Genomic DNA, 21,400 nt, shown 5'->3' on the forward strand with positions numbered 1-21,400 from the left:
ACCCCACAAGGAAACCACCATGAACGCATCCACACCCGCCACCGTCCCCGCCCATGCCCAGGACGTCGCCCTGCGCGACGACGAGCGCCAGCCCTGCGAGGTCTGGACCCGCGTCATGGGCTACCACCGTCCGGTGAGCAGCTTCAACCGGGGCAAGCAGGGTGAACACGCCGAGCGGCGCTTCTTTGCCGAACCCGGCCGTGCCGCCTGAGGCGTCGAGTGCGGCGCGGCGCGGGGCCGACGCCCTGCGCATCGGCGGGCTGACGCGGCTGACCGGGATCGACTTCCCCGGCCGGCTGGCGGCCGTGGTGTTCCTGCAGGGCTGTCCGTGGCGCTGCGTGTACTGCCACAACCCGGCCCTGCTGGACGCGGCGGTGCCCGGTGCCCTGTCCTGGCCGGCGGTGCGGGCCTTCCTGCAGCAGCGCCGCGGGCTGCTCGACGGCGTGGTCTTCTCGGGCGGCGAGCCGACCCTTCAGTCGGCGCTGGTGCCCGCCCTGGCCGAGGCGCGGGCCATGGGCCACGCCACCGGTCTGCACACCGGCGGCATGTACCCTCAGCGCCTGGCGCAGGCGCTGGCGCACCTGGACTGGGTGGGGCTGGACGTCAAGGCGCCCCGGCACCTGCACGACACCGTCACCGGCGCGCGCGGGGGTGCCGGGCGCGCCGCGCGCAGCCTGCGCCTGCTGCTGGACAGCGGCGTGGCCCTGGAGTGCCGCACCACCTGGCACGCCGGCCTGTTCGGGCGCGACGACCTGTTCCGCCTGGCCGATGAGCTGGCCGCACAGTCGGTGCGCCACTGGGTGCTGCAGACCTGCCGCGGCCCGGCGTCCTCCCGGGACGTGCTGGACGCTTCAGACCTGGCGGCGCTGGCTTTGCGCTTCGAGCGCTTCGAGTGCCGCTGAGCGCATGCCGCAGGTGGTCACGCACGCGAGCGCAGCTGGCGCCTCATTTCCGCTCGCTGCTGCGCCTGGCGCATGCCCAGCGCAGCTGGGTCTCCACCTGTCAGAAAGGAGGCCAGCGCCGGTGCGGTGGGAAAGCGGTAGATGTCCACGACCTGCACATCCCTCCCCAGCAGGGGGCGCAGATGCTGTGCAAGTTCCAGCGCCTTGAGCGAGTTGCACCCGAGCTCGAAGAAGTTGCCGCTTCTGTCCAGCTCTCCGGCGCCAAGCACGTACACAAGCGCCTTGGTGATGACGGCTTCGATGTGGGCGCTGCCCGCGCTGGCGATGCTTGATGACGGATCGTCTGGAAAGTCCGGCTGCAAGCCATGGGCTTCCATCGAACCGGACGGCGCGTGGTGAGGTGTTGCGCTCAGAACCTGGGCGGCCACGCCCATGGCCGTCGCTCCTTCCGGCACGTCGGTGTAGACCATGCAGTTGGCTCCGATCGTCGCTCCGGCGCCGATGCGCAAGTCGGGCAGGATGCTGGCGTTGGAGCCCACGTACGCCCGGTCCCCGAGCGTCACCCGGGCATTGATCACGGCGTTGGGCGCAACCACGCAGCCTCGGCCGATGCGGGCGCCGTGACCCGCCACCGCTCCGATCAGCAGCACGGACGCTGGTCCGATGCGGGCTTCGGCACCAACGGACGCATGCGGGTAGATGGTCACGTCCGATGCCACCTCTGCTCCGAACAGGTCGACACCGGGGTGGATCAGCGAGGTGAACGGAATGCCGTACTGCCCGATTTTTTCCTGTGCCCGGGCGCGCCCATCGGTGGTGCGGGTGACCAGGTTCACAACCTCGGAGCAGTTGGCATCCACACCGGCCAGATGGCTGATCGGCCCTGCGACCTCCAGGCCGAGGCGCGTCGTGCCGTGCTTGGACGGGTCGTCGTCGAGCAGCACGATCCTCTGCCAGCGCGGAGATGCGCGGTTGACGGTCAGTGCCAGACGGATGCCCTCGCCATTGCCCACGCCACAAAGAAAGAGAGCGTTTTTCATGGCGCTCTCACGTGCGCGAGCAGACGGGCTCAAGGGGGACCGACCCGGACTCCGGCCGCACGCGCTCGGCGGCGCCCGTCATCCAGTCCGTGCAGGTCTTGCAGCGCTCGGGCAGGGCGTCAAAACTGCGTGCCAGATGAAGATCCCGGTAGCCACCCAGGCGGGCCCAGAGATCGCTCAGAGACGCGTGCCACGCGTTGCCTTCTCCTTCCTCGCCCTCGGTGTCGCCCGGGCAGCGCGGGATCCGTCCATCCCAGAAGACATGCATCATCGTGATCGCCCATGGACAGGGGATCCGGTTTTCAGGCGTGATGGCCAGGCCCGTGTCGAACTTGCCGCCCCAGCTGAGCTGACGGCGGACTTTGACGACCGCATTGCGCTCCAGCCAGTGCGCCTTGTATGCATCGACTTCAGACGCGTTGTCGTCCATCACGATGAACTGCGTCTGGATCGCGACCGGCAGACCGCGCGCATCGCGGCGGGCCAGCAGCCGCTCGGCGTTGGCGTAGACCACGTCCCGGTTGGCTTTCACCCGGTATTTTTCGAAGGACTGTTTGGAGAACCCGTCGATGCCGAAGACCACCAGGTGCACGCCTGAATCCAGCAAGGCATCGTCCAGCTCCGGTGTGAGCAACATGCCGTTGGTGTTGACATTGAGCGACTGGAGGCCGACGGATCGGCCGTAGCTCAGGCAGCGAAACAGCAGTGCGGGTTCGAGCAACGGCTCACCGCAGAAAGAGAACCAGCACTCGGTGTCTGGCGCCGTCGCAGCGATCTCGTCGGCGCACTTCTTCCAGAGCTCGAAGGGCATCACGCCTTTGGGGCGCTTCATGTTCGGGTGGTGGCACATCGAACACGCCAGATTGCACTCGGCGCACAGCTCGACGGCAAACTTCTTCGGGAACGGAAACCGCCGGAGCGTTCTTGCGATGTTTTCAAGATCAGCATGGGCCATGGCGTTCTCCTGGATCAGGAAGGCGGGGCCTTGGTGGCGAAACCGACCAAGTCCGCGAACGTTAGTGGTGGCCGATCGGCCCGCTGTTGATCTGGCTCAATGGCCCATGGCTTGATCTGACTCAAGCCGGATCAGGTCTGGCGCCTCACCGTTTGCCAGACGAAGCCCGCGCGACGTCAGCGGTACAGCTCCTGCACCGCCTGCTCGTACAGGCCGGTCAGCTGGTCCATGACCTCGTACATGCGTTCGCTGGTGGTGGCCACCGTCTGCAGGGCGTCGCCCTGGCCGGGCTTGCGCAGCGCCTGGTCGAAGAACAGCCACTGGCCGCGCGCCAGTTCCAGCTGCTGGCGGATCGCCGGGGTGGACAGGGAAGCATTCGCCAGGTAGGCAAGGCCCTCGTCGAACTCGCGCCGGGCCGCCTCCAGCTGCTGTGCCTGGCCGGCCGCCGCGGTGCCGCCGGCGGCCTGCAGGAAGTGGGCGCGGGCGGCGCGCTGGGACAGCATGCGCTGGCGTCCGGCCACGTTGACCACCCGGGCGCCGCTCTGCTTGCTCTGTTTCTCGAACGCGGTGGTGAGCTCGTCGGCGGACTTGAGCATGTCGTCGGCCGAGCGCACCACGTCGTCGATGCGGGGCGGCGCTCCGCTGCCGGCCGTGAGCACGAGCAAGCGCTCGGCATGGCCCTGCAGGCGCGGCATCAGGGGCTGGGTGTCGACGCTCAGGGGCTGGCGTCTCAGCTCGTCCAGGCTGCTCCCGATCAGCTGGCGGCACTGGCGCATGACATCGCTGGCGCGCTCGGGCAGCACGCCCAGGGTGGACTGGACGTGCAGCTTGGCCACGCGCTGCGACAGCGCGCGCAGGCGGCCGGCGCGGTTGATGGCGGTGCCCAGCGGCAGTGCCGGGCCGGACGGGGTGTTTTGGGTGTGGCCGGTGCCGGCGAGCAGCGAGGTGCCCAGCAGGGCCAGAAGGTGACGGCGTTGCATGGTTCGTTCAGGTGGTGGTCGGAAAACGTCAGAGCCCCAGGCCCTCGGCCAGCGCGTCCATGCGCGCGGTGACGGCCGGGTCCATGTGCATCGTGCGGCCCCATTCGCGGCTGGTCTCGCCGGGCCACTTGTTGGTCGCGTCCAGGCCCATCTTGCTGCCCAGGCCGCTGACGGGCGAGGCGAAGTCGAGGTAGTCGATGGGTGTGTGTTCGATGGTGAAGCTGTCGCGCGCCGGGTCCATGCGCGTGCTCATGGCCCAGACCACGTCCTTCCAATCGCGCACGTCGATGTCCTCGTCCACCACGACGATGAACTTGGTGTACATGAACTGGCGCAGGTGGCTCCAGACGCCCATCATCACGCGCCGCGCGTGGCCGGCGTAGGCCTTGCGGATGCTGACCACGGCCATGCGGTAGCTGCAGGCCTCGGGCGGTAGGTGGAAGTCCACGATCTCGGGGAACTGGCGCTGCAGCAGCGGGATGAAGAGCTCGTTCATCGCCACGCCCAGAACGGCCGGCTCGTCGGGCGGCTTGCCGGTGTAGGTGGAGTGGTAGATCGCGTCGCGCCGGCGTGTGATGCGCTCGACCGTGAACACCGGGAACTCGGCGCGTTCGTTGTAGTAGCCGGTGTGGTCACCGTACGGGCCTTCGAGCGCGTGCTGATAGCCGCTGGGGTGGGCCGGGTCGGGGTGGATGTGGCCTTCGAGCACGATCTCGGCCGTGGCCGGCACGCGCAGCGGCACGCCGATGGCGGGCGCCACCTCGGTGCGCGCGCCGCGCAGCAGGCCGGCGAACTGGTACTCGCTCAGGCTGTCGGGCACGGGGGTGACGGCGCCGAGGATGGTGGCCGGGTCGGCGCCGATGGCGACGGCCACCGGGTAGGGCTGGCCGGGGTGCAGGCGGCCGTGTTCGCGGAAGTCCTGCGCGCCGCCGCGGTGCGCCAGCCAGCGCATGATGAGCTGGTTGCGCGAGAGCAGCTGCTGGCGGTAGATGCCCAGGTTCTGCCGCGGCTTGTGCGGCCCCTGGGTGATGACCAGGCCCCAGGTGATCAGCGGCGCCACGTCGCCCGGCCAGCAGTGCTGGATCGGCAGTTGCGCCAGGTCCACGTCCTCGCCCTCGATCACCACGGCCTGGCAGGGCGCGTGCCGTACTTCGCGCGGACTCATGTGCCAGAGCGATTTGACGAGATCGCCCAGGCCGGCCATCTCGCGCAGGCCGCGCGGCGCCTCGGGCTCTTTCAGCCGCGCCAGCACCTCGCCGAAGCGGCGCAGATCGCCCACGTCGGCCACGCCCATGGCACGCGCCACGCGCGCGGTGGTGCCGAACAGGTTGGCCAGCACCGGCATGGTGTGGCCGGTGGGGTTTTCAAACAGCAGGGCCGGGCCGCCGGCGCGCAGCACGCGGTCGCACAGCGCGGTCATCTCCAGCTGCGGCGACACCGGTTCGCGCACGCGCCTGAGTTCGCCCGCGGCTTCGAGTTGCGCGACGAAATCGCGCAGGTCCTTGTAGGTCATGCCGGTTCGGCTTCCAGCCCCGCCCAACGCTCGCTCAGCGTGTGCGGTACATCCAGCAGGTCGAGCACGCGTGCCACGCTGGCGTTGACGATGTCGTCCACGCTCTGCGGCCGCAAGTAGAAGGCCGGCACCGGCGGGCAGACGATGGCGCCCATCTCGGTGACGGCGGTCATGTTGCGCAGGTGGCCCAGGTGCAGCGGCGTCTCGCGCGCCATCAGCACCAGCCGGCGGCGCTCCTTGAGCATCACGTCGGCGGCGCGCGTGACCAGGTTGTCGCTCAGGCCGTGCGCGATGGCCGCGAGCGTGCGCATGGAACACGGCGCCACCACCATGCCGCCGCAGCGGAACGAGCCGCTGGCCGGGCCGGCGCCGATGTCGGCCGCGTCGTGCAGCGTGTGCACCAGCGGGCGCAGCGTCTGCGGGTCGGCGTGCAGTTCGTGGCGCAGGGTCTGCCAGCCGGCGTCGGAAACCACCGCGTGGGTTTCGACGTCGGACACGGTCTGCAGCGCCTGCAGCAGGCGCAGGCCGTAGACCGCACCGCTGGCGCCGGTGATGGCCACCAGCAGGCGGCGTGTTTCAGTCGGGGGTGGGTTCATCGGGTGCGGGTGCGGGCAGCTTCTGCAGGTCGCTGCGCACGCGGAACAGCACGGCCTCGGCCTGCTCGGGGTCGAAGTCCTCGTGCAAGCGCTTGCGCACGCCGTACAGGTTCAGCTGGTGGTGCTGGGTGGGGTTGACGCCGTGGCGCTGCAGGCAGTGGCGCGCGCATTCGAGCGGGCAGCCGTCGAGCACCACGATGGCCCGGCCCGATTGCGCGGTCTTGATCAGCGACGGCACATCGCCGCCTACGCCCGCGATGCAGGACATTTCCGCGACACCGGTGCGGTCCAGCCGCACGGCGACGTGGTTGGCCAGCTGCGCGGCGCTGGAACAGCCCGAGCAGGAATAGACGATGGGCAGCGCCTTGCGCTCAGCGGGGTCCATGGGGCGGACCAAAAGGGCGCAGCCGCTGCAGCCGCGCGAACACGGCCGACGGTGCCCACTGCGCGGGCTCGAACACCGGCAGTTCCAGCGCATCGAGCGCGTTCTTCACCACCAGGCCGAGCTCGGTGTCGCCTTCCATGGACAGGCGGCGGTTGAAGAACAGGGTGTCGGGGTCGTCCAGCCGCCGGGCCAGGCGCAGGAAGTCGTGCGCGTTCGCGCTCAGCGTGAGGTCGGGGGACTGCTGTGGCGCGCAGGCGCGGAACTGGCCGTCCTGTCCGCGGAAGTCGAAGCGCAGGCCGGCGTCGCGCACCTGGATGCGGATGCGCCGGCCGTTCAGGTGCGCGCCCACGTCGGCCGGCAGCTGTCGCGCCAGCACCAGGTTCAGGCCGGTGACCAGCAGCAGCGAGCCGGGGTAGGGCGGCAGGCGGGTGAGCAGACCGGCCAGTGGGGGCGGCACGGTGAAGCGGCGGTCGGATGGGGCAGCAGTCATGGTGGGCGGCATGGCCTCAGGCCACGTAGAGCAGGAAGGTGAAGAAGTGGCAGGCACTGCCACCGAGTACGAACAGGTGCCAGATGCCGTGGCTGTGGCGCAGGCGTTCGTCGGCCACGTAGAAGGCGACGCCGCCGGTGTAGAGCGCGCCACCGGCCGCCAGCCAGGCGAATCCGCCCGGCCCCAGCGCCTGCCACAGCGGCACCACCGCGGCCAGCGCCAGCCAGCCCATGAGCACGTACAGCGCCAGCGACAGGCGCCGCGCGCCGCGGGCCAGCCAGATTTCCTGCGCGATGCCCAGCACGGCCAGCGACCAGACCACGCCCAGCAGCGTCCAGCCCCAGGGGCCGCGCAGCGACACCAGGGCGAAAGGCGTGTAGCTGCCGGCGATCAGCAGGTAGATGCTGCAGTGGTCCAGCTTCTGGAACACCGCCTTGGCGCGTCCGCGCAGCGCGTGGTAGAGCGTGGAGGCGCCGTAGAGCGCGATGAGCATGGCACCGTAGATGCTGAAGGCCACGATGCGCCAGGCATCGCCCTGCAGCGAGGCCTGGGTGATGAGCACCGCGGCGCCGGCCACGGCCAGGAACACCCCGACCAGGTGGCTGATGCTGTTGAAACGTTCGCCGTGCACCATGGCGTCAGGCGGGGACCGCGTGGCGGGGCTCGACCCGGTCCAGCCCCGGACGGCCATGCCAGTAGCCGTTGCAGTCGGGCTGGCCGTCGCCCGCCGCCGGCAGCAGGGGCAGCAGCGCGTCGCGTGCGGCCGCGGGTGTGATGGTTCCACGGCGCAGCGCGTCGTACAGCGCCACGATCTCGGCCGTGTGCTGCGCCTGCGGGCTGATGCGGGCCACGTCCACGCCGAGCGCGGCCAGATCGTCCCAGGCGTCGATCAGGCTGTGCACCCGGGCCGACTGGGTCTGGATGCCGTTGAGCACCAGGAAGTCGGCCTGCTCGCGCGTCTGCATCATCAGGCCGTCGGGGTGGTCGATGCAGCTGAAGCGGCAGTCGTCCTTGGGCAGGTTGCGGTGGCGCGCGGTGAAGCAGCGGGCCGAGAACGCCAGCGGCAGGCGGCCGTGCGCGAACACCTCGGTCTGCAGGCCTGCGGGGCGCTCGCGCTGCAACAGGGCGAGGTCGTCGCGCTTCATCTCCAGCGGCGCGACCCAGCGCGTGGCGCCTTGTTCCGCCATCCAGTGCAGCGCCGGCGCGTTGTAGATGTTCAGGTGCGGCCCGGCCACGAAGGGCTTGTGCCCTGCCAGCGCACCGACCGCACCCATGTCGTTGGCCTCTACAGGGAAGTCCCCGTTCGCGGCGATCTTCTGCATCGCGCCCACGTCCGAGCCCGACTCCAGCAGCACCAGGGTCGAGAGCACGGGCGTCTTGCCCGCCTCGCGCAGCAAATGCGCCACATCCAGCCAGTCCGACAGCCGCAGCTCGTGCCGGCGCGAGCAGGTCACCTCGCCGAGGTAGACGATGTCCACCGCCGTCGCGGCCATGGCCTCGTAGAAATCGAACACCGTGCTGCGCGGCCAGTAGTACTGCAGCGGCCCGAGAGAGAGTTGCATGGTCATTTCCAGGGGCGGTGGTAGGCACCGAGGGTGTGTTGCTGGCCTTCGGCCACCTGGTCCAGCGCGGCCATCCACTGGCCCTTGGGCGTGTAGTGCTGGGGCTGGGCCGCGCAGCTGTCGATGGCCTCGCGCCAGACCTTGGTGACCTGCGCCACATAGGCCGGGCTGCGCTGGCGGCCTTCGATCTTGATCGCGCGCACGCCCATCTGCGCCAGCTGCGGCAGCAGCGACAAGGTGTTCAGGCTGGTGGGTTCCTCGATCGCGTAGTAGCTGTGGTCGTCCTCGACGTCGAAGCGGCCCTTGCACAGCGTCGGGTAGCCGGCGCTCTCGCCGGGCGCGTAGCGGTCGATCAGCACGCCGTTCAGGCGCGACTCCAGGCCCTTGGGGGTCTCCTGCCAGCGCACCGCCTTGGCGGGCGAGCACACGCCGTGCGTGTTGGGCGATTCGCCGGTCACGTAGGACGAGAGCGCGCAGCGGCCCTCGACCATCACGCACAGGCTGCCGAAGCCGAACACCTCGATCTCCACCGGCGTCTTCTGCACCAGCAGGCGCACCTGTTCGAGCGAGAGCACGCGCGGCAGCACGGCGCGCGAGATGCCGAACCGCCGGTGGTAAAAGTTGATGGCCTCGTGGTTGGTGGCCGAGCCCTGCACCGACAGGTGCAGCCGCAGGTTCGGGTGGCGCTGCACCGCATACTGCATCAGGCCGGGGTCGGCCAGGATCACCGCGTCCACGCCCAGCGTGACCGCCTTGTCCAGCGCCTGCTGCCAGCGCTGCGGCTGGCCGGCTTGCGGGTAGGTGTTGATGGCCATGAAGACCTGGCGGCCGCGCTGGTGCGCGTAGGCGATGCCGCTGGCGATGCCGGCGTCGTCGAAGTTCAGGCCGGCGAAGTTGCGCGCGTTGGTGGCGTCGCGCAGGCCGAGGTAGACGCAGCTGGCGCCGTGGTCGATGGCGGCCTTGAGGGCGGGCAGGCTGCCGGCGGGGCAGACGAGATCCATGGGTGGTGAACGGGTTGGTGGCCGACGGACGGCGAAAGGAAGGCGCGACCTTAGCCGCGCGCCGACGGTCGGCGATTGACCCGCGTCAAGGGCGTCATGGCTTGATCTGGCGCAAATCGGTCGGTCCGGATCACCCTGCCGGTGACTGGGTTTTTTCCCAGGCCGTCGCCGAAATTCTTGACCCAGAACAAGGCGGCGCGACGCCGTCGCCGGTAGTCTCCACCAGCGGTTTTTTGCGCCGTCCTATGGGAAATCAGACGATGAATGCACGAGATGTGATGGGGGCGGTGGCGCCTGGAGACGGCGAGACCGCCGAACGCGCGCGGGCGCTGCTGCGCCAGGCGGGCGACAACGGCATGCGCCCCTGGCGGATCAGGGACCGCGAGCTGCTGCCGGTCGTGCAGGGCGGCATGGGCGTGGGCGTGTCGGCCGGCGGCCTGGCCGGCGCCGTGGCCGCGCTGGGTGGGGTGGGCACCGTGTCGTCGGTGGACCTGCGCCGCCTGCACCCCGACCTGATGGCCCAGACCCGCCACCTGGAAAGTGGCAAGGAGCCCGACGCGCGCGAGCGCATCAACGCGGCCAACCTGGTGGCGCTGGACCGCGAGATCCAGCGCGCGCGCCTGATTTCACAGGGGCGCGGCATGGTGGCCGTGAACATCATGAAGGCCCTGTCGGCCTACGAGATCTATGTGCGCCAGTCGCTGGAAAGCGGCGCCGACGCGGTGGTGGTGGGCGCCGGCCTGCCGCTGGACCTGCCGGAACTGGCCAAGGACCACCCGGAGACGGCTCTGATCCCCATCCTGTCGGACGCGCGCGGCGTGCAGCTGATCGTCAAGAAATGGGAAAAAAAGGGCCGCCTGCCCGACGCCATCGTGATCGAACACCCCCGGCTGGCCGGAGGGCATCTGGGCGCGGCCAAGGTCGCCGACCTGCAGGACCCACGCTTCAATTTCGAGAACGTGATCCCCCAGTCCCTGGAATTTTTCAAATCGGCCGGGCTGGAAGGAAAGATTCCATTGATCGCCGCCGGCGGCATTTCCAGCCGCAAGGACATCCTCCGTCTGCAGGGTCTGGGCGCCAGCGCGGTGCAGATGGGCACGGCCTTCGCGGTGACGCTGGAATGCGACGCCGACCCCGCCTTCAAGCAGGTGCTGGCCAATGCGACGCCGGAAGATGTGGTGGAGTTCATCAGTGTGGCCGGGCTCCCGGCGCGAGGTGTGCGCACACATTGGCTCAACAAGTACCTGCGCGTGGAACCCAAGCTCAAGGCCGTGGCGCACGTGAAGGAGCGCTGCAACATGGCCTTCGACTGCCTGGCGCATTGCGGATTGCGGGATGGCAAGGCCGACATGGGGCAGTTCTGCATCGATCAGCAATTGGCCCACGCCTGGGAGGGGGATCAGCAGCGGGGCCTGTTCTTCCGCGGGGCGGGTAGTCTCCCGTTTGGCAAGGACATCCGTTCGGTCCATGATCTGGTGTCCTGGATGGTGACCGGCAATCGGCCGGCAGAGCCTGTACCATCCGACGCCTTCAAAACCGGAGCCCTTGCATGAAGCGTGACCCCCAACCCGGAGCCCAGAATCTCCGGGAACCCCAGCCGATCAGCCTCGACGTGCTGGAAGAAAAATACCTGAAACCCGGGGAGACCGGCATCGACGACCTCTACCGCCGCGTGGCCCGCGCCCTGGCCTCGGTGGAAAAAGAGCCGATCCGTGCCGAGTGGGAAGCCAAGTTCCTCGACAACCTGTACGCGGGCGCCATCGGTGCCGGCCGCATCATGAGCGCCGCCGGCACCGACATCCAGGCGACCCTGATCAACTGCTTCGTGCAGCCCGTGGGCGACTGCATCCAGGGCTTCGACGACGAAGGTTTTCCCGGCATCTACGAAGCCCTGCGCGAAGCCGCCGAAACCATGCGCCGCGGTGGCGGTGTGGGCTACGACTTCTCGCGCATCCGCCCGCGCGGCGCCGAGGTCAAGGGCACGCACTCCATGGCCTCGGGCCCGTGCAGCTACATCAACGTGTTCGACCAGTCGTGCTCGACGGTCGAGAGCGCCGGTGCGCGCCGTGGCGCCCAGATGGGCGTGCTGCGCATCGATCACCCGGACGTGCTGGACTTCATCACCGCCAAGCGCACGCCCGGCCGCTGGAACAATTTCAACGTGTCGGTGGGCGTGAGCGACGCCTTCATGGAAGCCGTGGCCGGCGACCAGCCCTGGGAGCTGGTGCACAAGTCCAAGCCCGGCAGCAAGGTGATGGACAAGGGCGCCTACCAGCGCAGCGACGGCCTCTGGGTCTACCAGAGCGTGTCCGCGCGCGAGCTGTGGGACACCATCATGAAGTCGGCCTATGACTTCGCCGAGCCCGGCATCCTGTTCCTGGACAAGATCAACCAGGACAACAACCTGCGCTACTGCGAAGGCATCGCCGCCACCAACCCCTGCGGTGAACAGCCGCTGCCGTCCTACGGCTGCTGCGACCTGGGCCCGATCATCCTGACCAACTTCGTGCGCAACGCCTTCGGTTTTGGCGGCGTGCCCTCGTTCGACTTCGCCGCCTTCGAGCAGGCCGTGGCGACCCAGGTGCGGGCGCTGGACAACGTGCTGGACGTGACCTTCTGGCCGCTGGAACAGCAGCGCAAGGAAGCGCAGGACAAGCGCCGCATCGGCGTGGGCTTCACCGGCATGGGCAACACCCTGGCCATGCTGTGCGTGCGCTACGACCGCGAAGAAGGCCGCAAGGTCGCCGCCCAGATCGCCGAGCACATGCGCGACGCGGCCTACCGCGCCTCGATCGAGCTGGCCAAGGAAAAGGGCGCCTTCCCCAAGTTCGACGCCAACGGCTACCTGGAGCGCGGCACCTTTGCCAGCCGCCTGCCCGAGCCCATCCGCCAGGCCATCCGCAAGCACGGCATCCGCAACAGCCACCTGCTCTCCATCGCCCCCACCGGCACGGTGAGCCTGGCCTTTGCCGACAACGCCTCCAACGGCATCGAGCCGCCGTTCTCCTGGATGTACCGCCGCAAGAAGCGCGAGCACGACGGCTCGACCCGCGAGTACGCGGTGGAAGACCACGCCTGGCGCCTCTACCGCGACCTCGGCGGTGACGTGGACCACCTGCCCGAGTACTTCGTCAACGCGCTGGCCATGACGGCCGGCGAGCACATCGCGATGATGGAAGCGGTGCAGCCCTTCGTGGACACGGCGATCTCCAAGACGGTCAACGTGCCGGGCGACTACCCCTACGAAGACTTCAAGAACCTGTACCTGCAGGCCTGGCGCGCCAGCCTCAAGGGCATGGCGACCTACCGGCCCAACACCATCCTGGGCTCGGTGCTCGACACCGGTGCGCCGGTGGCCGAGGCCAAGCCGGCCCCCGCGCCTGTGGTGGCGCCGGTCGACCCGATGCGCACCGTGATCGAGAGCCGTCCCAAGGGTGCGCTCTCGGCCGTGGCCGACAAGATCGAGTACTGGACGCAGGAAGGCCACAAGACGCTGTACATCGTGGTCTCCTTCCTGCCGGTGCCCGCCGCCGACGGCAAGGGCACGGTCGAACGCGCCATCGAGTTCTTCATGCCCGTGGGCCAGAACGGCGAGTCGCAGCAGTGGATCACCTCCACCATGCGCATGCTCTCGCTGGCCGCGCGCGGCGGCTTCCTGGGCCGGGCGCTGTCCGACATGCGCAAGGTCGCCTGGGACCGCGGTCCGGTGCGCCTGGGCACCTACGAGAAGGCCGACGGCACCCACGTGCCGATGTGGCACGACTCCGAGGTGGCCGCCATCGCGTTCGCGCTGCAGAACATCATCGCCCGCCGCAAACAGCACACCGACACCGCCGCGGTCGCCACGCCCCATGCCCCGGCCGCGCCGGAGTTGGTGGGCATGTCCTCGGGTGTCATGGCCGGCAAGAAGTGCCCCGAGTGCGGCGCGCACGCCATGATCCGCAAGGACGGCTGCGACTACTGCACTTCCTGCGGGCACCTGGGTTCCTGCGGATGAGCGCCGCCGGGCCGCTCCCAAGGCGCGCAGCCCCGCAGTGCGCAGCACGGAGGGTCGGCCAGTGAGCGTCGGGGGGCGTGGGACGTTGCCGGTGCGCCCGAAGGGTTCGCCGGTCGCCACGCCCTGGCAATGGGCCAGCCTGTGGCGCGCGCCACACCGGCTGGCCTTTTTTTCGGGGGTGCTGCTGCTGGTCGCCTCGGCCGCCTGGTGGGCCGTGGTGCAGGTCGACCGCGCCAGCGGCGTGTTCGGGCTGTCCTACGCGGTCTCGCCCACGCTGACCCACGCCGGGGTCATGACCCTGGGCTTCATGCCGCTGTTTTTTGCCGGTTTCCTGTTCACCGCCGGCCCCAAGTGGCTCGGGGTGGACGCGCCGGAGACCCGCGCCATCACGCCCGCGCTGGCCCTGCAGGTGACCGGCTGGCTGGTGTGGCTGGCGGGCGCGCACCTGCACCAGGACGTGGCGGTGGCCGGTGCCCTGCTGGCTGCGGCCGGCCTGGGGACGCAGAACCTGCGGTTCTGGCGCCTGTGGCGCGCCAGCCGCGTGCCCGACCGGGTGCACGCCACGGTGGTGGCGCTGGGCGGCACGCTGGGCGCGCTGTGCGCCGCCGGCATCGGCTTGGCGCTGCTGATCGGTGAGTGGTCTGTGGCGCTGGCCCTGGTGCACACGGCGCTGTGGGGCTTCATCGTCGCCACCTACGTGGCCGTGGCCCACCGCATGATTCCCTTCTTCACCTCCGGCGTGCTGCCCATGATCGAGGTCTGGCGCCCGTTCTGGGTGCTCTGGCTGATGCTGGCGGCCGTGGTGCTGGAGGTCGCTTCGGTGTGGCTGATGCTCGCCGGCTGGGGCGAAGGCACGGCCTGGCGCCTGCTGCGCGGTGCGCTAGAACTGGGCATCGGCGGCGTGCTGGTCTGGCTGGCCTGGGTCTGGGGCCTGGTGCAGAGCCTGAAGATCCGACTGCTGGCCATGCTGCACGTGGGCTTTGTCTGGTTCGGCCTGTCGCTGCTGCTCTCGGGGCTGTCGCAGTGGCTGCTCGCCGCCGGGGGCGTGCCCACACTGGGCCTGGGTGCGCTGCACGCGCTGACCATGGGCTTCCTTGGCTCCACCATGCTGGCCATGGTCACGCGTGTGGCCTGCGGCCACAGCGGCCGCGCGCTGGTGGCCGACGCCACGGTGTGGACCCTGTTCTGGGGGCTGCAGGTGGCGGTGTTGCTGCGTATCGCGGGCACCCTGCCAGGCGCCAGCGGCCTCTGGCTGGCCGCGGCCGCCCTGACCTGGGCCGGCGTGGTGCTGGTCTGGGGAGGGCGGCTGGCGAACTGGTTCGGCCGGCCGCGCGCCGATGGCCGGCCGGGGTGAACCGTGGACAGCTGCGCGCCCGATGGTGTCGGCACCGCCGACTGGTCCGAACTGGCGGCCGAGCTGATGGCCGCGCGCCGCACGGTGCTGCCGTTCCGCCTCGGTGAGCCCGGCCCCGACGCCGCGCAGCTGCAGACCATCCTGGCGGCCGCCGCCTCCGCACCCGACCACCGGAGCCTGCTGCCCTGGCGCTTCATCGCCGTGCCCGCCGACCAGCGCGGGGCGCTGGCCGAGGTGTTCGTGCAGGCCCTGCTGGAGCGCGACCCGGCGGCCGAACCGCACGACCTCGCCAAGGCGCGCGAAAAAGGTTTCCGCTCGCCCTTTCTGGCCCTGCTGGTGGTGGACGAGACCAAGGGCGACGCCGAGATCGGCCTGGCCGAGCGGCTGATCTCGGCCGGCGCCGCCGCCCAGAACGTGCTGCTCATGGCCACCGCCCTGGGCTACGGCTCGGCGCTCACGGCCGGGCAGTCCGTGCGTTCGGCCGCGCTGCACCGCTTCTTCGGCCTGGGCGTGCACGAGCAGGCCGTGTGTTTCCTGAGCATCGGCACCGCGCTCTCTCACGGCAAGACCGTCGTGCGCCCCGCGGTGGCCGACTACGTGAGTACCCTGAACCCCGTCGGCCCCGGCTGACACGTTTTTCCAAACCGGATTTTTCATGGACATCAGCACCTTTGACGACCTGCTCGCCGCCGCGCGCGCCCAGCCCCTGCCCCAGCGCCTGCTGATGGTGTTCGCCGCCATCGAGCTGCCCGACGACGCCTCGCCCGCCGAACGCGCGGCCTTCGAAAAGGGCCAGGGCGGTGCGCTGGTGCCGCAGATGTGCGTCGACAAGAGTCCCGACGAGCTGGCCTCGTTCGAGCAGCTCAAGCAGGAGGCCGCCGGCTTCGGCCAGCCCTGGGGCATGGTCTTTGCCGCCGCCATGTCGGGCAGCGCCGGCAAGCCGCCCACCAGCGCCGATGCCGACGCGCCGCTGCAGAAGATGGTGGAGTCCATCCGCCAGGGCCGCATCCAGACCTTCATTCCGTTCGACCCGCAGGGTCGCGCGGTGCTGCTGGACTGACGGCCATGGCCGGCATCCACCTGCACCAGATCACGCAGCCCGGGCAGCACGCGGCGGGGGTGGGGTTCGAGCAGCCGTTCGAGATGCTGACCGCCTGCCACGAGCGGGTGCACCGCATGCTGCGGCTGCTGGGCAAGCTGCGCGAGCACCTGGCCACGCGTGGCCACGACGAACAGGCGGCCCAGGCGGCGCGCGATGTCATGCGCTATTTCGACCAAGCCGCGCCGCTGCACCACGAGGACGAGGAACTGCATGTGTTCCCGCTCCTGCTGCAGCGCGGCGACGAGGCGCTGCGTCAGGCGGTGCGCCGCCTGCAGGCCGACCATGTCGCCATGGGCGAGATCTGGCCCCAGGCGCGGCGCTGTCTGCTGGCCGTGGCCGACGCTGCGGCAACGTCTTCCTGGGCCGGCTGGACGCCCGGCGATGAGCAGCTGCTGGACCGCTTTGCCGGCCAGTACGACGAGCACATCCGCCTGGAGGAGACGTTGGTCTACCCGGCGGCGCAAGGCCTGCTGGACGCCCCGGCCTTGAGCGCCATCGGCGAGGAAATGCAGCACCGGCGCACCGACGGAAGGGTGCGGGGCCGATGAACCCTGGTGCCGACGAGGGCGCGGACGGGCCGCTGGTCTGGGACGACCGGCTGGACAGCGGGGTGCTGGCCATCGACCTGCAGCACCGGGTGCTTTTCCAGCTGCTCCAGCGCGTGGCCAGCATCCAGCCCGCCGATTCGGGGACGGCGCTGGACGAGGTGCTTGCACAGCTGCAGACCTATGCGGACTACCACTTCCGGTACGAGGAAGCGTGGATGCTGCGCCAGCAGGCCGACGCCACCACCCACGCCCAGCACCTGCGGCTGCACAGCGGCTTTGTGGAGCGGCTGTCGGCCATGAAGCTGCAGCTGGAGCAGGGCCGGCTGACGATCCTGGACCTCGAACGCTTCCTGCGCCGCTGGCTGATCGGGCACATCCTGGAGCAGGACATGCCGATCATCCGCCGTGTGCAGGCCCAGGCACCGGCGTCCTGAGGCGCAGGCGCCCGGGTCAGCGCCAGTGCGCGGCCCGTCGCTGGGCGCTCACCCGTTCTGGCCGATGGTCAGCGCGACCTCGGCGACGCCTTCGACGCGGCCGGTGATCCGGTCGCCCGGCACCACGGCGCCCACGCCCTCGGGCGTGCCGGTGTAGATCAGGTCGCCGGGTTGCAGGTGATAGAACAACGACAGGTCGGCGATGATTTCGCGGATGTTCCAGATCAGCTTGTCGACGTCGGACGACTGCTTCGTTGCCCCGTTGACCTCCAGCGCGATGGCACCGCGCCCGATCACCACGCCTTCCATCGGCACGACCTCGGAGCAGACCGAACCTTCTTCGATGTCCTTGCCCAGGTCCCAGGGCCGGCCCTTGTCGCGGGCCAACAGCTGCAGGTCGCGGCGCGTCATGTCCAGGCCGGCGGCGTAGCCGTAGATCACTTCGTGCGCCTTGTCGGCGCTCACGCGGAAGCCGGATTTGCCGATCGCCAGCACGAGCTCCATCTCGAAGTGGTAGTTCTTCGTCTCAGGCGGATAGGCGACGGTGACGCCGCTCTCCACCAGGGTCTGCGGCGACTTGGTGAAGTAGAACGGCCGCTCGGCGCTCTTGTCCACCGGCTTGCCCATCTCGACGGCGTGCGCGTGGTAGTTGCGGCCGACGCAGAAGATGCGGTTGACGGGGAAGCGCTCGGTGCGGCCACGGATGGGCAGGGAGCGGACGGCGGGTGGGGGGAAGAGGTATTGAGTCATCGGACAGTCTCTGGAACAGTCATCGGGTCTCATACACACCGAGCTTCCTGTGAAGAGGTGACTCGTCGGCGATGAAGATGAAGGAGGGTTTGTCGGTCTGGCGGTTCGTCAGCGTCACCGGCTCGTAGCCCGGCGCGCAGCAGGTGTCGGCCTCGACCAGGCCGAAGGTCTTGCCGCAGGTGGACACGTCGACGCCGCCTTCGATCAGGTGGAACACCTGCGCCGGCGAACGCGCCGGCAATGTCAGTGTCTGGCCGGGTCTGAGCATCAGCGCGTAGAAGCCCAGGATGTTCTCGGCGTCGTCGCCCGTTTCGGGGTTCACGTAGGTCACCTGCACGCAGTCGAGGTCCGGCTGGTTGGCGGCCATGGCCTGCAGCGCCGCGCGCGTGTCCACCCAGGGGTAGCGCAGCATCGGGTAGCGCTTGCCGCTGCGCGAGAACACCTGTGTGGGCACCACGCCGGCCCGGGTCCATGCGCGGTCGCCACTGCCTTGCTTGACGGTCTGGCGCGGGCCGTTGATGTGGTAGCTGGCCTCCATGTAATAGACCAGCGGCAGGTCCAGCACGTCCAGCCACACCACCGGGTCGCTGCCGTCGTGGCCGTGTTCGTGCCACAGGCCGGTGGGCGTGAGGATCAGGTCGCCGCGGCTCATCGGGCACTGCTCGCCATCGACGGTGGTCCAGGCGCCTTCGCCCTCGACCACCATGCGCACCGCGTTGGGCGTGTGGCGGTGGCTGGGCGCCCACTCACCCGGCAGCAGCAGCTGCATGCCCAGGTAGATGGCGGGACTGGCCTTCATGTTCTCCAGCCCGTGGCCGGGGTTGGCCAGCACCAGCACGCGGCGCTCGGCCTTCTCGATCGGGGTCAGCTCGCCGGCCTTGAGCAGCAGCGGCTTGAGCGTGGCGTAGGGCCAGTGCACGGCCTGCGTGGCGCGCGTGGGCACGCCCGGTGGCAGCACGGCGCGCAGGCTGGGCCACAGCGGCACCAGGTTGAGGTTCTTCAGGTCGTCGCGGTAGTCCTGCGGCAGGTCTTCCAGTCGGCCGAGTGCGTGGCTCATGTCTTGTCTCCTTGGGCCGGATCTGCTCCCGCCGCATGCTAATAATCAGTGTGCTGATGATAAGAGGGCGGTTAGACTGGGTCAATCATCGAATCTCCGTTGCCCACCACCCTTGCCCTGTTTGCCATGGACACCCCCGAACCCGCCGGAATCCAGATCGACCAGCAGCCCGGCTACGCGATCCGGCGCCTGCACCAGATCTCGGTCGGCATCTTTCTGCAGGAGGCGGGCGAGCTCGGTGTGACGCCGGTGCAGTACGCCGCCCTGCAGGTGGTGGGCAACCAGCCCGGCATCGACCAGCGCACGCTGGCGCGCAGCATCGCGCTGGACACCTCCACCACCGGCGGCGTGGTGGACCGGCTGGAGGCGCGCGGCTGGCTGGAGCGGCGCCTGTCGCCGCAGGACCGTCGCGCGCGCCAGCTGTTCCTGACGCCCGCGGGCGAGCAGGGCCTGGCCGACACCGTGCCCGCCATGCTGCGCGCGCAGGAGCAGATCCTGGCGCCGCTCACCCCGCGGCAGCGCACCGAGTTCATGCGCCTGCTGCTGGTGCTGGTGACGCAGAACAACGACCTGAGCCGGGCACCGGCCGAGGTCGCTGGCCGATAGTGCCTGACGCCCCGTCAGGCCAGGTCTTGGTGGAAGTCGCTGGCGCCGGGCTTCCAGTAGGCCGAGACCTTGACGTGGCTGCGTGGCCGTCCGCGTTCGTTCAGCAGGATGTCGCGCAGCCGCCCCATGCATGCGGCTTCGCCCGCGCACCAGACAAATCCGTCGCCTGCGGGCAGGTCCACCGTGCGCATGGCGTCGCACAGCGCCTCGCCGGACGGCAACCAGCGCAGGTTCAGACCAGGGCGCTCAGGCAGCGCCTGTTGGTCCTGCTCGTGCGGGGTGTGCAGCAGCACCGTGGTGGGGGTGCCCGCCGGCAGTTCGTCGAGCCGCCGCGCGATGGCGGGCAGCGCCGTCGCATCACCGGCCAGCAGGTACCAGGGCAGGTCGTCCGCAATGACGATGGAGCCGCGGGGGCCGCCGATCACCGCCGCGTCGCCCGCCCGGGCGCGCTGCGCCCAGGCGCTGGCCGCGCCCCCTTCGTGCAACGCGAACACCAGGGTCAGCTCCTGGCGGACCGTGTCGAAATGGCGCGGCGTGTAGTCGCGCCGGTGTTCCTGTCCGTCGGCGTCGGTGAAGATGAACTTGACGTGGTCGTCGAAGGAGAGCGAGACGAAGCTGGCCAGCGCCGGCCCGCCGAAGGTCACGGCCAGCAGGCCTGGGCCGAGCGGCCGGACATGGCGCACGCGCACGTCGCGGCGCAGCAGTTCGTGGCGCACGCGGCGCGTCGGGCCGGGTGGGTGCTCGGTGGGAACAGGATGGGACATGGAATAGGTGAATTGATTGATAATGTCATCCATTCTGTCAAAGCAAGTTGATGGAGTCAACCAATATGTCGAAGCTGTCCGATGACGATCTGATGGAGGCGGTGCACGACCTGATGCACCTGGCCCGCGCGCAGCTGCTGCGCCACATGCCCGACGATGGGCTGGGGCCGATGGAAGGGCGGGCGCTCGGCTTCTTTGTGCGCCACCCGGGCAGTACGCAGACCGATCTGGTGCAGCACGCGGGGCGGGACAAGGGCCAGCTGGCGCGCCTCATCGCGGTGCTCAAGGACAAGGGCCTGCTGGTGGCACGGCCGGACGGGCACGACCGCCGGGTGATCCGGCTCTATCCCACCGAAGCGGCGCAGCACCGGCACGAGTCCGTCATGCGCCACCGCCGCCAGGTGGCGGCCCGGGCCGCCCGCGGGCTGGAGGCGCCGGAACGGCAGGCGCTGCTGCGCGCGCTGCGCCACATGCAGGACAACCTGCGAGACGGCGGGCCTTGAAGGGGGCGCGCGGGCGCCGCGCTGGCGTCTGCGAAACAGAGGCGCCGGGTACACTGCGCGCGGAAAAAAAGCCGGCATGAAGATCACCATCGACACCGACGCCCAGTCCCTGGAGTACCAGGCCGGCGATGAAACCCCGAAGCGACTGCCGCTGTACTCGTCCGAGGCCTTCCGGGTGGTGTCCCAGGTCTGGCTCAGGCAGGAGTGGAACCTCCTGCACTGGCAGTCGTTTTCCTGGCTGGGCTTCCAGCTCTGGCAGCTGCCGGAAGATGTGCTGCGGCTGCAGGAGGTGATCGCCAGCGTGCGTCCCGACGTCATCATCGAGACCGGCGTCAACCGCGGCGGCAGCGCCGTCTTCTTCGCCTCGCTGTGCCGGGCGCTGGGGCGCGGGCGGGTAATCTCGATCGACATACAGATCCCCCCGGAGCTGCGCGAGGCGGTGGCCGCCTGCCCGCTGGGCGACCTCATCACCCTGATCGAGGGCGACTCGGCTTCTGCGGCGGTGGTGGACCGGGTGCGCCGGTCCGTGGGGCGGAGCCAGACGGTGTTCGTGTTTCTCGACAGCGACCACAGCAAGGCGCATGTGCGCCGGGAACTGGACGCCTACGGCCCGCTGGTCACACCGGGTTCCTACATCGTCGCGACCGACGGTGTCATGGCCCATCTCGCGGACACGCCCGGGGGCCAGGCGCACTGGCTTGAGGACAATCCGGCCGCGGCGGCGCGCGCCTACGCGGCCGAACACCCCGAATTCGAGCTTCACCGGCCCGCAGCGCTCTACAACGAGGCCTTTGTTGAAGAGGCGCTCACCTACTGGCCCGACGCCTGGCTGTACCGACTCCATCCCCCCGCCGACTGAAT

The 21,400-nt window shown here is 69.7% G+C and carries 25 protein-coding genes; 12 read left to right on the forward strand and 13 right to left on the reverse strand.

From position 1 onward, the window contains the following. Window positions 1–19: 19 nt before the first annotated feature. Window positions 20–211 carry an anaerobic ribonucleoside-triphosphate reductase gene (gene nrdD, locus BC358_RS20810; protein WP_066157099.1) on the forward strand — a complete coding sequence of 64 codons (192 nt, stop codon included), beginning with the start codon at window positions 20–22 and terminating at the stop codon, window positions 209–211. Further along, entirely contained in the window at window positions 201–902 is a 702-nt protein-coding gene (locus BC358_RS20815; RefSeq protein ID WP_256861603.1) for an anaerobic ribonucleoside-triphosphate reductase activating protein, read from the forward strand. The genes nrdD and BC358_RS20815 overlap by 11 nt, the downstream gene beginning before the upstream one ends. A 17-nt stretch (window positions 903–919) precedes the next feature. Here the strand turns inward: BC358_RS20815 and BC358_RS20820 are convergent, their stop codons facing one another. The 10 genes from BC358_RS20820 to BC358_RS20865 all read right to left on the reverse strand — a co-directional run bounded on the left by BC358_RS20820 (window position 920) and on the right by BC358_RS20865 (window position 9,424). Further along, window positions 920–1,942: a phosphopantetheine-binding protein gene (locus BC358_RS20820; protein ID WP_079367312.1), complete on the reverse strand. Its 1,023-nt coding sequence runs from the start codon at window positions 1,940–1,942 to the stop codon at window positions 920–922. 7 nt (window positions 1,943–1,949) lie between these two features. Continuing rightward, the gene (locus BC358_RS20825) at window positions 1,950–2,897 is read right to left on the reverse strand and encodes a radical SAM/SPASM domain-containing protein (RefSeq protein WP_079367313.1); all 948 of its coding nucleotides are present in this window, start codon (window positions 2,895–2,897) and stop codon (window positions 1,950–1,952) included. A 176-nt stretch (window positions 2,898–3,073) separates the two neighbouring features. Further along, window positions 3,074–3,877: a type IV pili methyl-accepting chemotaxis transducer N-terminal domain-containing protein gene (locus BC358_RS20830; protein ID WP_079367314.1), complete on the reverse strand. Its 804-nt coding sequence runs from the start codon at window positions 3,875–3,877 to the stop codon at window positions 3,074–3,076. A gap of 28 nt (window positions 3,878–3,905) precedes the next feature. After that, window positions 3,906–5,390 (reverse strand): 4-hydroxy-3-polyprenylbenzoate decarboxylase, encoded by a 1,485-nt coding sequence (gene ubiD, locus BC358_RS20835; protein ID WP_066157087.1) that lies wholly within the window; start codon window positions 5,388–5,390, stop codon window positions 3,906–3,908. Next, window positions 5,387–5,986 (reverse strand): UbiX family flavin prenyltransferase, encoded by a 600-nt coding sequence (locus tag BC358_RS20840; protein ID WP_079367315.1) that lies wholly within the window; start codon window positions 5,984–5,986, stop codon window positions 5,387–5,389. Before BC358_RS20840 ends, ubiD begins: the two co-directional genes overlap by 4 nt. Further along, window positions 5,967–6,371: a putative zinc-binding protein gene (locus BC358_RS20845; protein ID WP_079367316.1), complete on the reverse strand. Its 405-nt coding sequence runs from the start codon at window positions 6,369–6,371 to the stop codon at window positions 5,967–5,969. Before BC358_RS20845 ends, BC358_RS20840 begins: the two co-directional genes overlap by 20 nt. After that, window positions 6,358–6,861: an SCP2 domain-containing protein gene (locus tag BC358_RS20850; protein ID WP_079367432.1), complete on the reverse strand. Its 504-nt coding sequence runs from the start codon at window positions 6,859–6,861 to the stop codon at window positions 6,358–6,360. The genes BC358_RS20845 and BC358_RS20850 overlap by 14 nt, the downstream gene beginning before the upstream one ends. A 16-nt stretch (window positions 6,862–6,877) precedes the next feature. After that, entirely contained in the window at window positions 6,878–7,495 is a 618-nt protein-coding gene (locus tag BC358_RS20855) for a hemolysin III family protein (RefSeq protein ID WP_079367433.1), read from the reverse strand. A 4-nt stretch (window positions 7,496–7,499) separates the two neighbouring features. Next, window positions 7,500–8,423 carry a U32 family peptidase gene (locus BC358_RS20860; protein WP_079367317.1) on the reverse strand — a complete coding sequence of 308 codons (924 nt, stop codon included), beginning with the start codon at window positions 8,421–8,423 and terminating at the stop codon, window positions 7,500–7,502. Between the two features lie 2 nt (window positions 8,424–8,425). After that, window positions 8,426–9,424 (reverse strand): peptidase U32 family protein, encoded by a 999-nt coding sequence (locus BC358_RS20865; protein ID WP_079367318.1) that lies wholly within the window; start codon window positions 9,422–9,424, stop codon window positions 8,426–8,428. Window positions 9,425–9,780: 356 nt separating this feature from the next. Here BC358_RS20865 and BC358_RS20870 point away from each other — a divergent pair, with 356 nt between their 5' ends. From BC358_RS20870 to BC358_RS20900, 7 genes are all read left to right on the forward strand, one after another. Continuing rightward, the gene (locus tag BC358_RS20870) at window positions 9,781–10,977 is read left to right on the forward strand and encodes a nitronate monooxygenase family protein (RefSeq protein WP_256861609.1); all 1,197 of its coding nucleotides are present in this window, start codon (window positions 9,781–9,783) and stop codon (window positions 10,975–10,977) included. Next, window positions 10,974–13,421: an adenosylcobalamin-dependent ribonucleoside-diphosphate reductase gene (locus tag BC358_RS20875; protein WP_079367320.1), complete on the forward strand. Its 2,448-nt coding sequence runs from the start codon at window positions 10,974–10,976 to the stop codon at window positions 13,419–13,421. The genes BC358_RS20870 and BC358_RS20875 overlap by 4 nt, the downstream gene beginning before the upstream one ends. Window positions 13,422–13,512: 91 nt before the next feature. Beyond that, window positions 13,513–14,775 (forward strand): NnrS family protein, encoded by a 1,263-nt coding sequence (locus BC358_RS20880; RefSeq protein WP_256861604.1) that lies wholly within the window; start codon window positions 13,513–13,515, stop codon window positions 14,773–14,775. Between the two features lie 3 nt (window positions 14,776–14,778). Beyond that, window positions 14,779–15,405, forward strand: a complete 627-nt coding sequence (locus BC358_RS20885; protein WP_256861605.1) for a nitroreductase — start codon at window positions 14,779–14,781, stop codon at window positions 15,403–15,405. Window positions 15,406–15,430: 25 nt separating this feature from the next. Next, a complete protein-coding gene (locus BC358_RS20890) occupies window positions 15,431–15,835 on the forward strand; it encodes a ribonucleotide reductase subunit alpha (RefSeq protein ID WP_079367321.1) in 405 nt (134 codons plus the stop codon). A gap of 5 nt (window positions 15,836–15,840) precedes the next feature. Further along, entirely contained in the window at window positions 15,841–16,425 is a 585-nt protein-coding gene (locus BC358_RS20895; RefSeq protein WP_079367322.1) for a hemerythrin domain-containing protein, read from the forward strand. Continuing rightward, entirely contained in the window at window positions 16,422–16,859 is a 438-nt protein-coding gene (locus BC358_RS20900; protein WP_079367323.1) for a bacteriohemerythrin, read from the forward strand. The genes BC358_RS20895 and BC358_RS20900 overlap by 4 nt, the downstream gene beginning before the upstream one ends. A gap of 48 nt (window positions 16,860–16,907) precedes the next feature. Here the strand turns inward: BC358_RS20900 and BC358_RS20905 are convergent, their stop codons facing one another. Further along, window positions 16,908–17,609: a fumarylacetoacetate hydrolase family protein gene (locus tag BC358_RS20905; protein ID WP_079367324.1), complete on the reverse strand. Its 702-nt coding sequence runs from the start codon at window positions 17,607–17,609 to the stop codon at window positions 16,908–16,910. A gap of 19 nt (window positions 17,610–17,628) precedes the next feature. Continuing rightward, a complete protein-coding gene (locus BC358_RS20910) occupies window positions 17,629–18,666 on the reverse strand; it encodes a cupin domain-containing protein (RefSeq protein WP_079367325.1) in 1,038 nt (345 codons plus the stop codon). A gap of 126 nt (window positions 18,667–18,792) precedes the next feature. On the opposite strand from BC358_RS20910, the gene BC358_RS20915 reads away from it, so the two are divergent. Further along, complete coding sequence (locus tag BC358_RS20915; protein ID WP_066157184.1) at window positions 18,793–19,272, forward strand: MarR family winged helix-turn-helix transcriptional regulator; 480 nt, start codon at window positions 18,793–18,795, stop codon at window positions 19,270–19,272. Between the two features lie 14 nt (window positions 19,273–19,286). On the opposite strand, the gene BC358_RS20920 is transcribed toward BC358_RS20915, so the two are convergent. Next, complete coding sequence (locus tag BC358_RS20920) at window positions 19,287–20,036, reverse strand: siderophore-interacting protein (RefSeq protein WP_066157047.1); 750 nt, start codon at window positions 20,034–20,036, stop codon at window positions 19,287–19,289. A gap of 65 nt (window positions 20,037–20,101) precedes the next feature. Here BC358_RS20920 and BC358_RS20925 point away from each other — a divergent pair, with 65 nt between their 5' ends. Beyond that, a complete protein-coding gene (locus tag BC358_RS20925; protein ID WP_164868382.1) occupies window positions 20,102–20,539 on the forward strand; it encodes a MarR family winged helix-turn-helix transcriptional regulator in 438 nt (145 codons plus the stop codon). A gap of 76 nt (window positions 20,540–20,615) precedes the next feature. Then, entirely contained in the window at window positions 20,616–21,398 is a 783-nt protein-coding gene (locus tag BC358_RS20930; RefSeq protein ID WP_079367327.1) for a CmcI family methyltransferase, read from the forward strand. The last annotated feature ends 2 nt before the right edge of the window (window positions 21,399–21,400 follow it).

Source organism: Hydrogenophaga sp. H7 (assembly GCF_002025745.1).
GTDB classification, from domain to species: Bacteria; Pseudomonadota; Gammaproteobacteria; order Burkholderiales; family Burkholderiaceae_C; genus Hydrogenophaga; species Hydrogenophaga pseudoflava.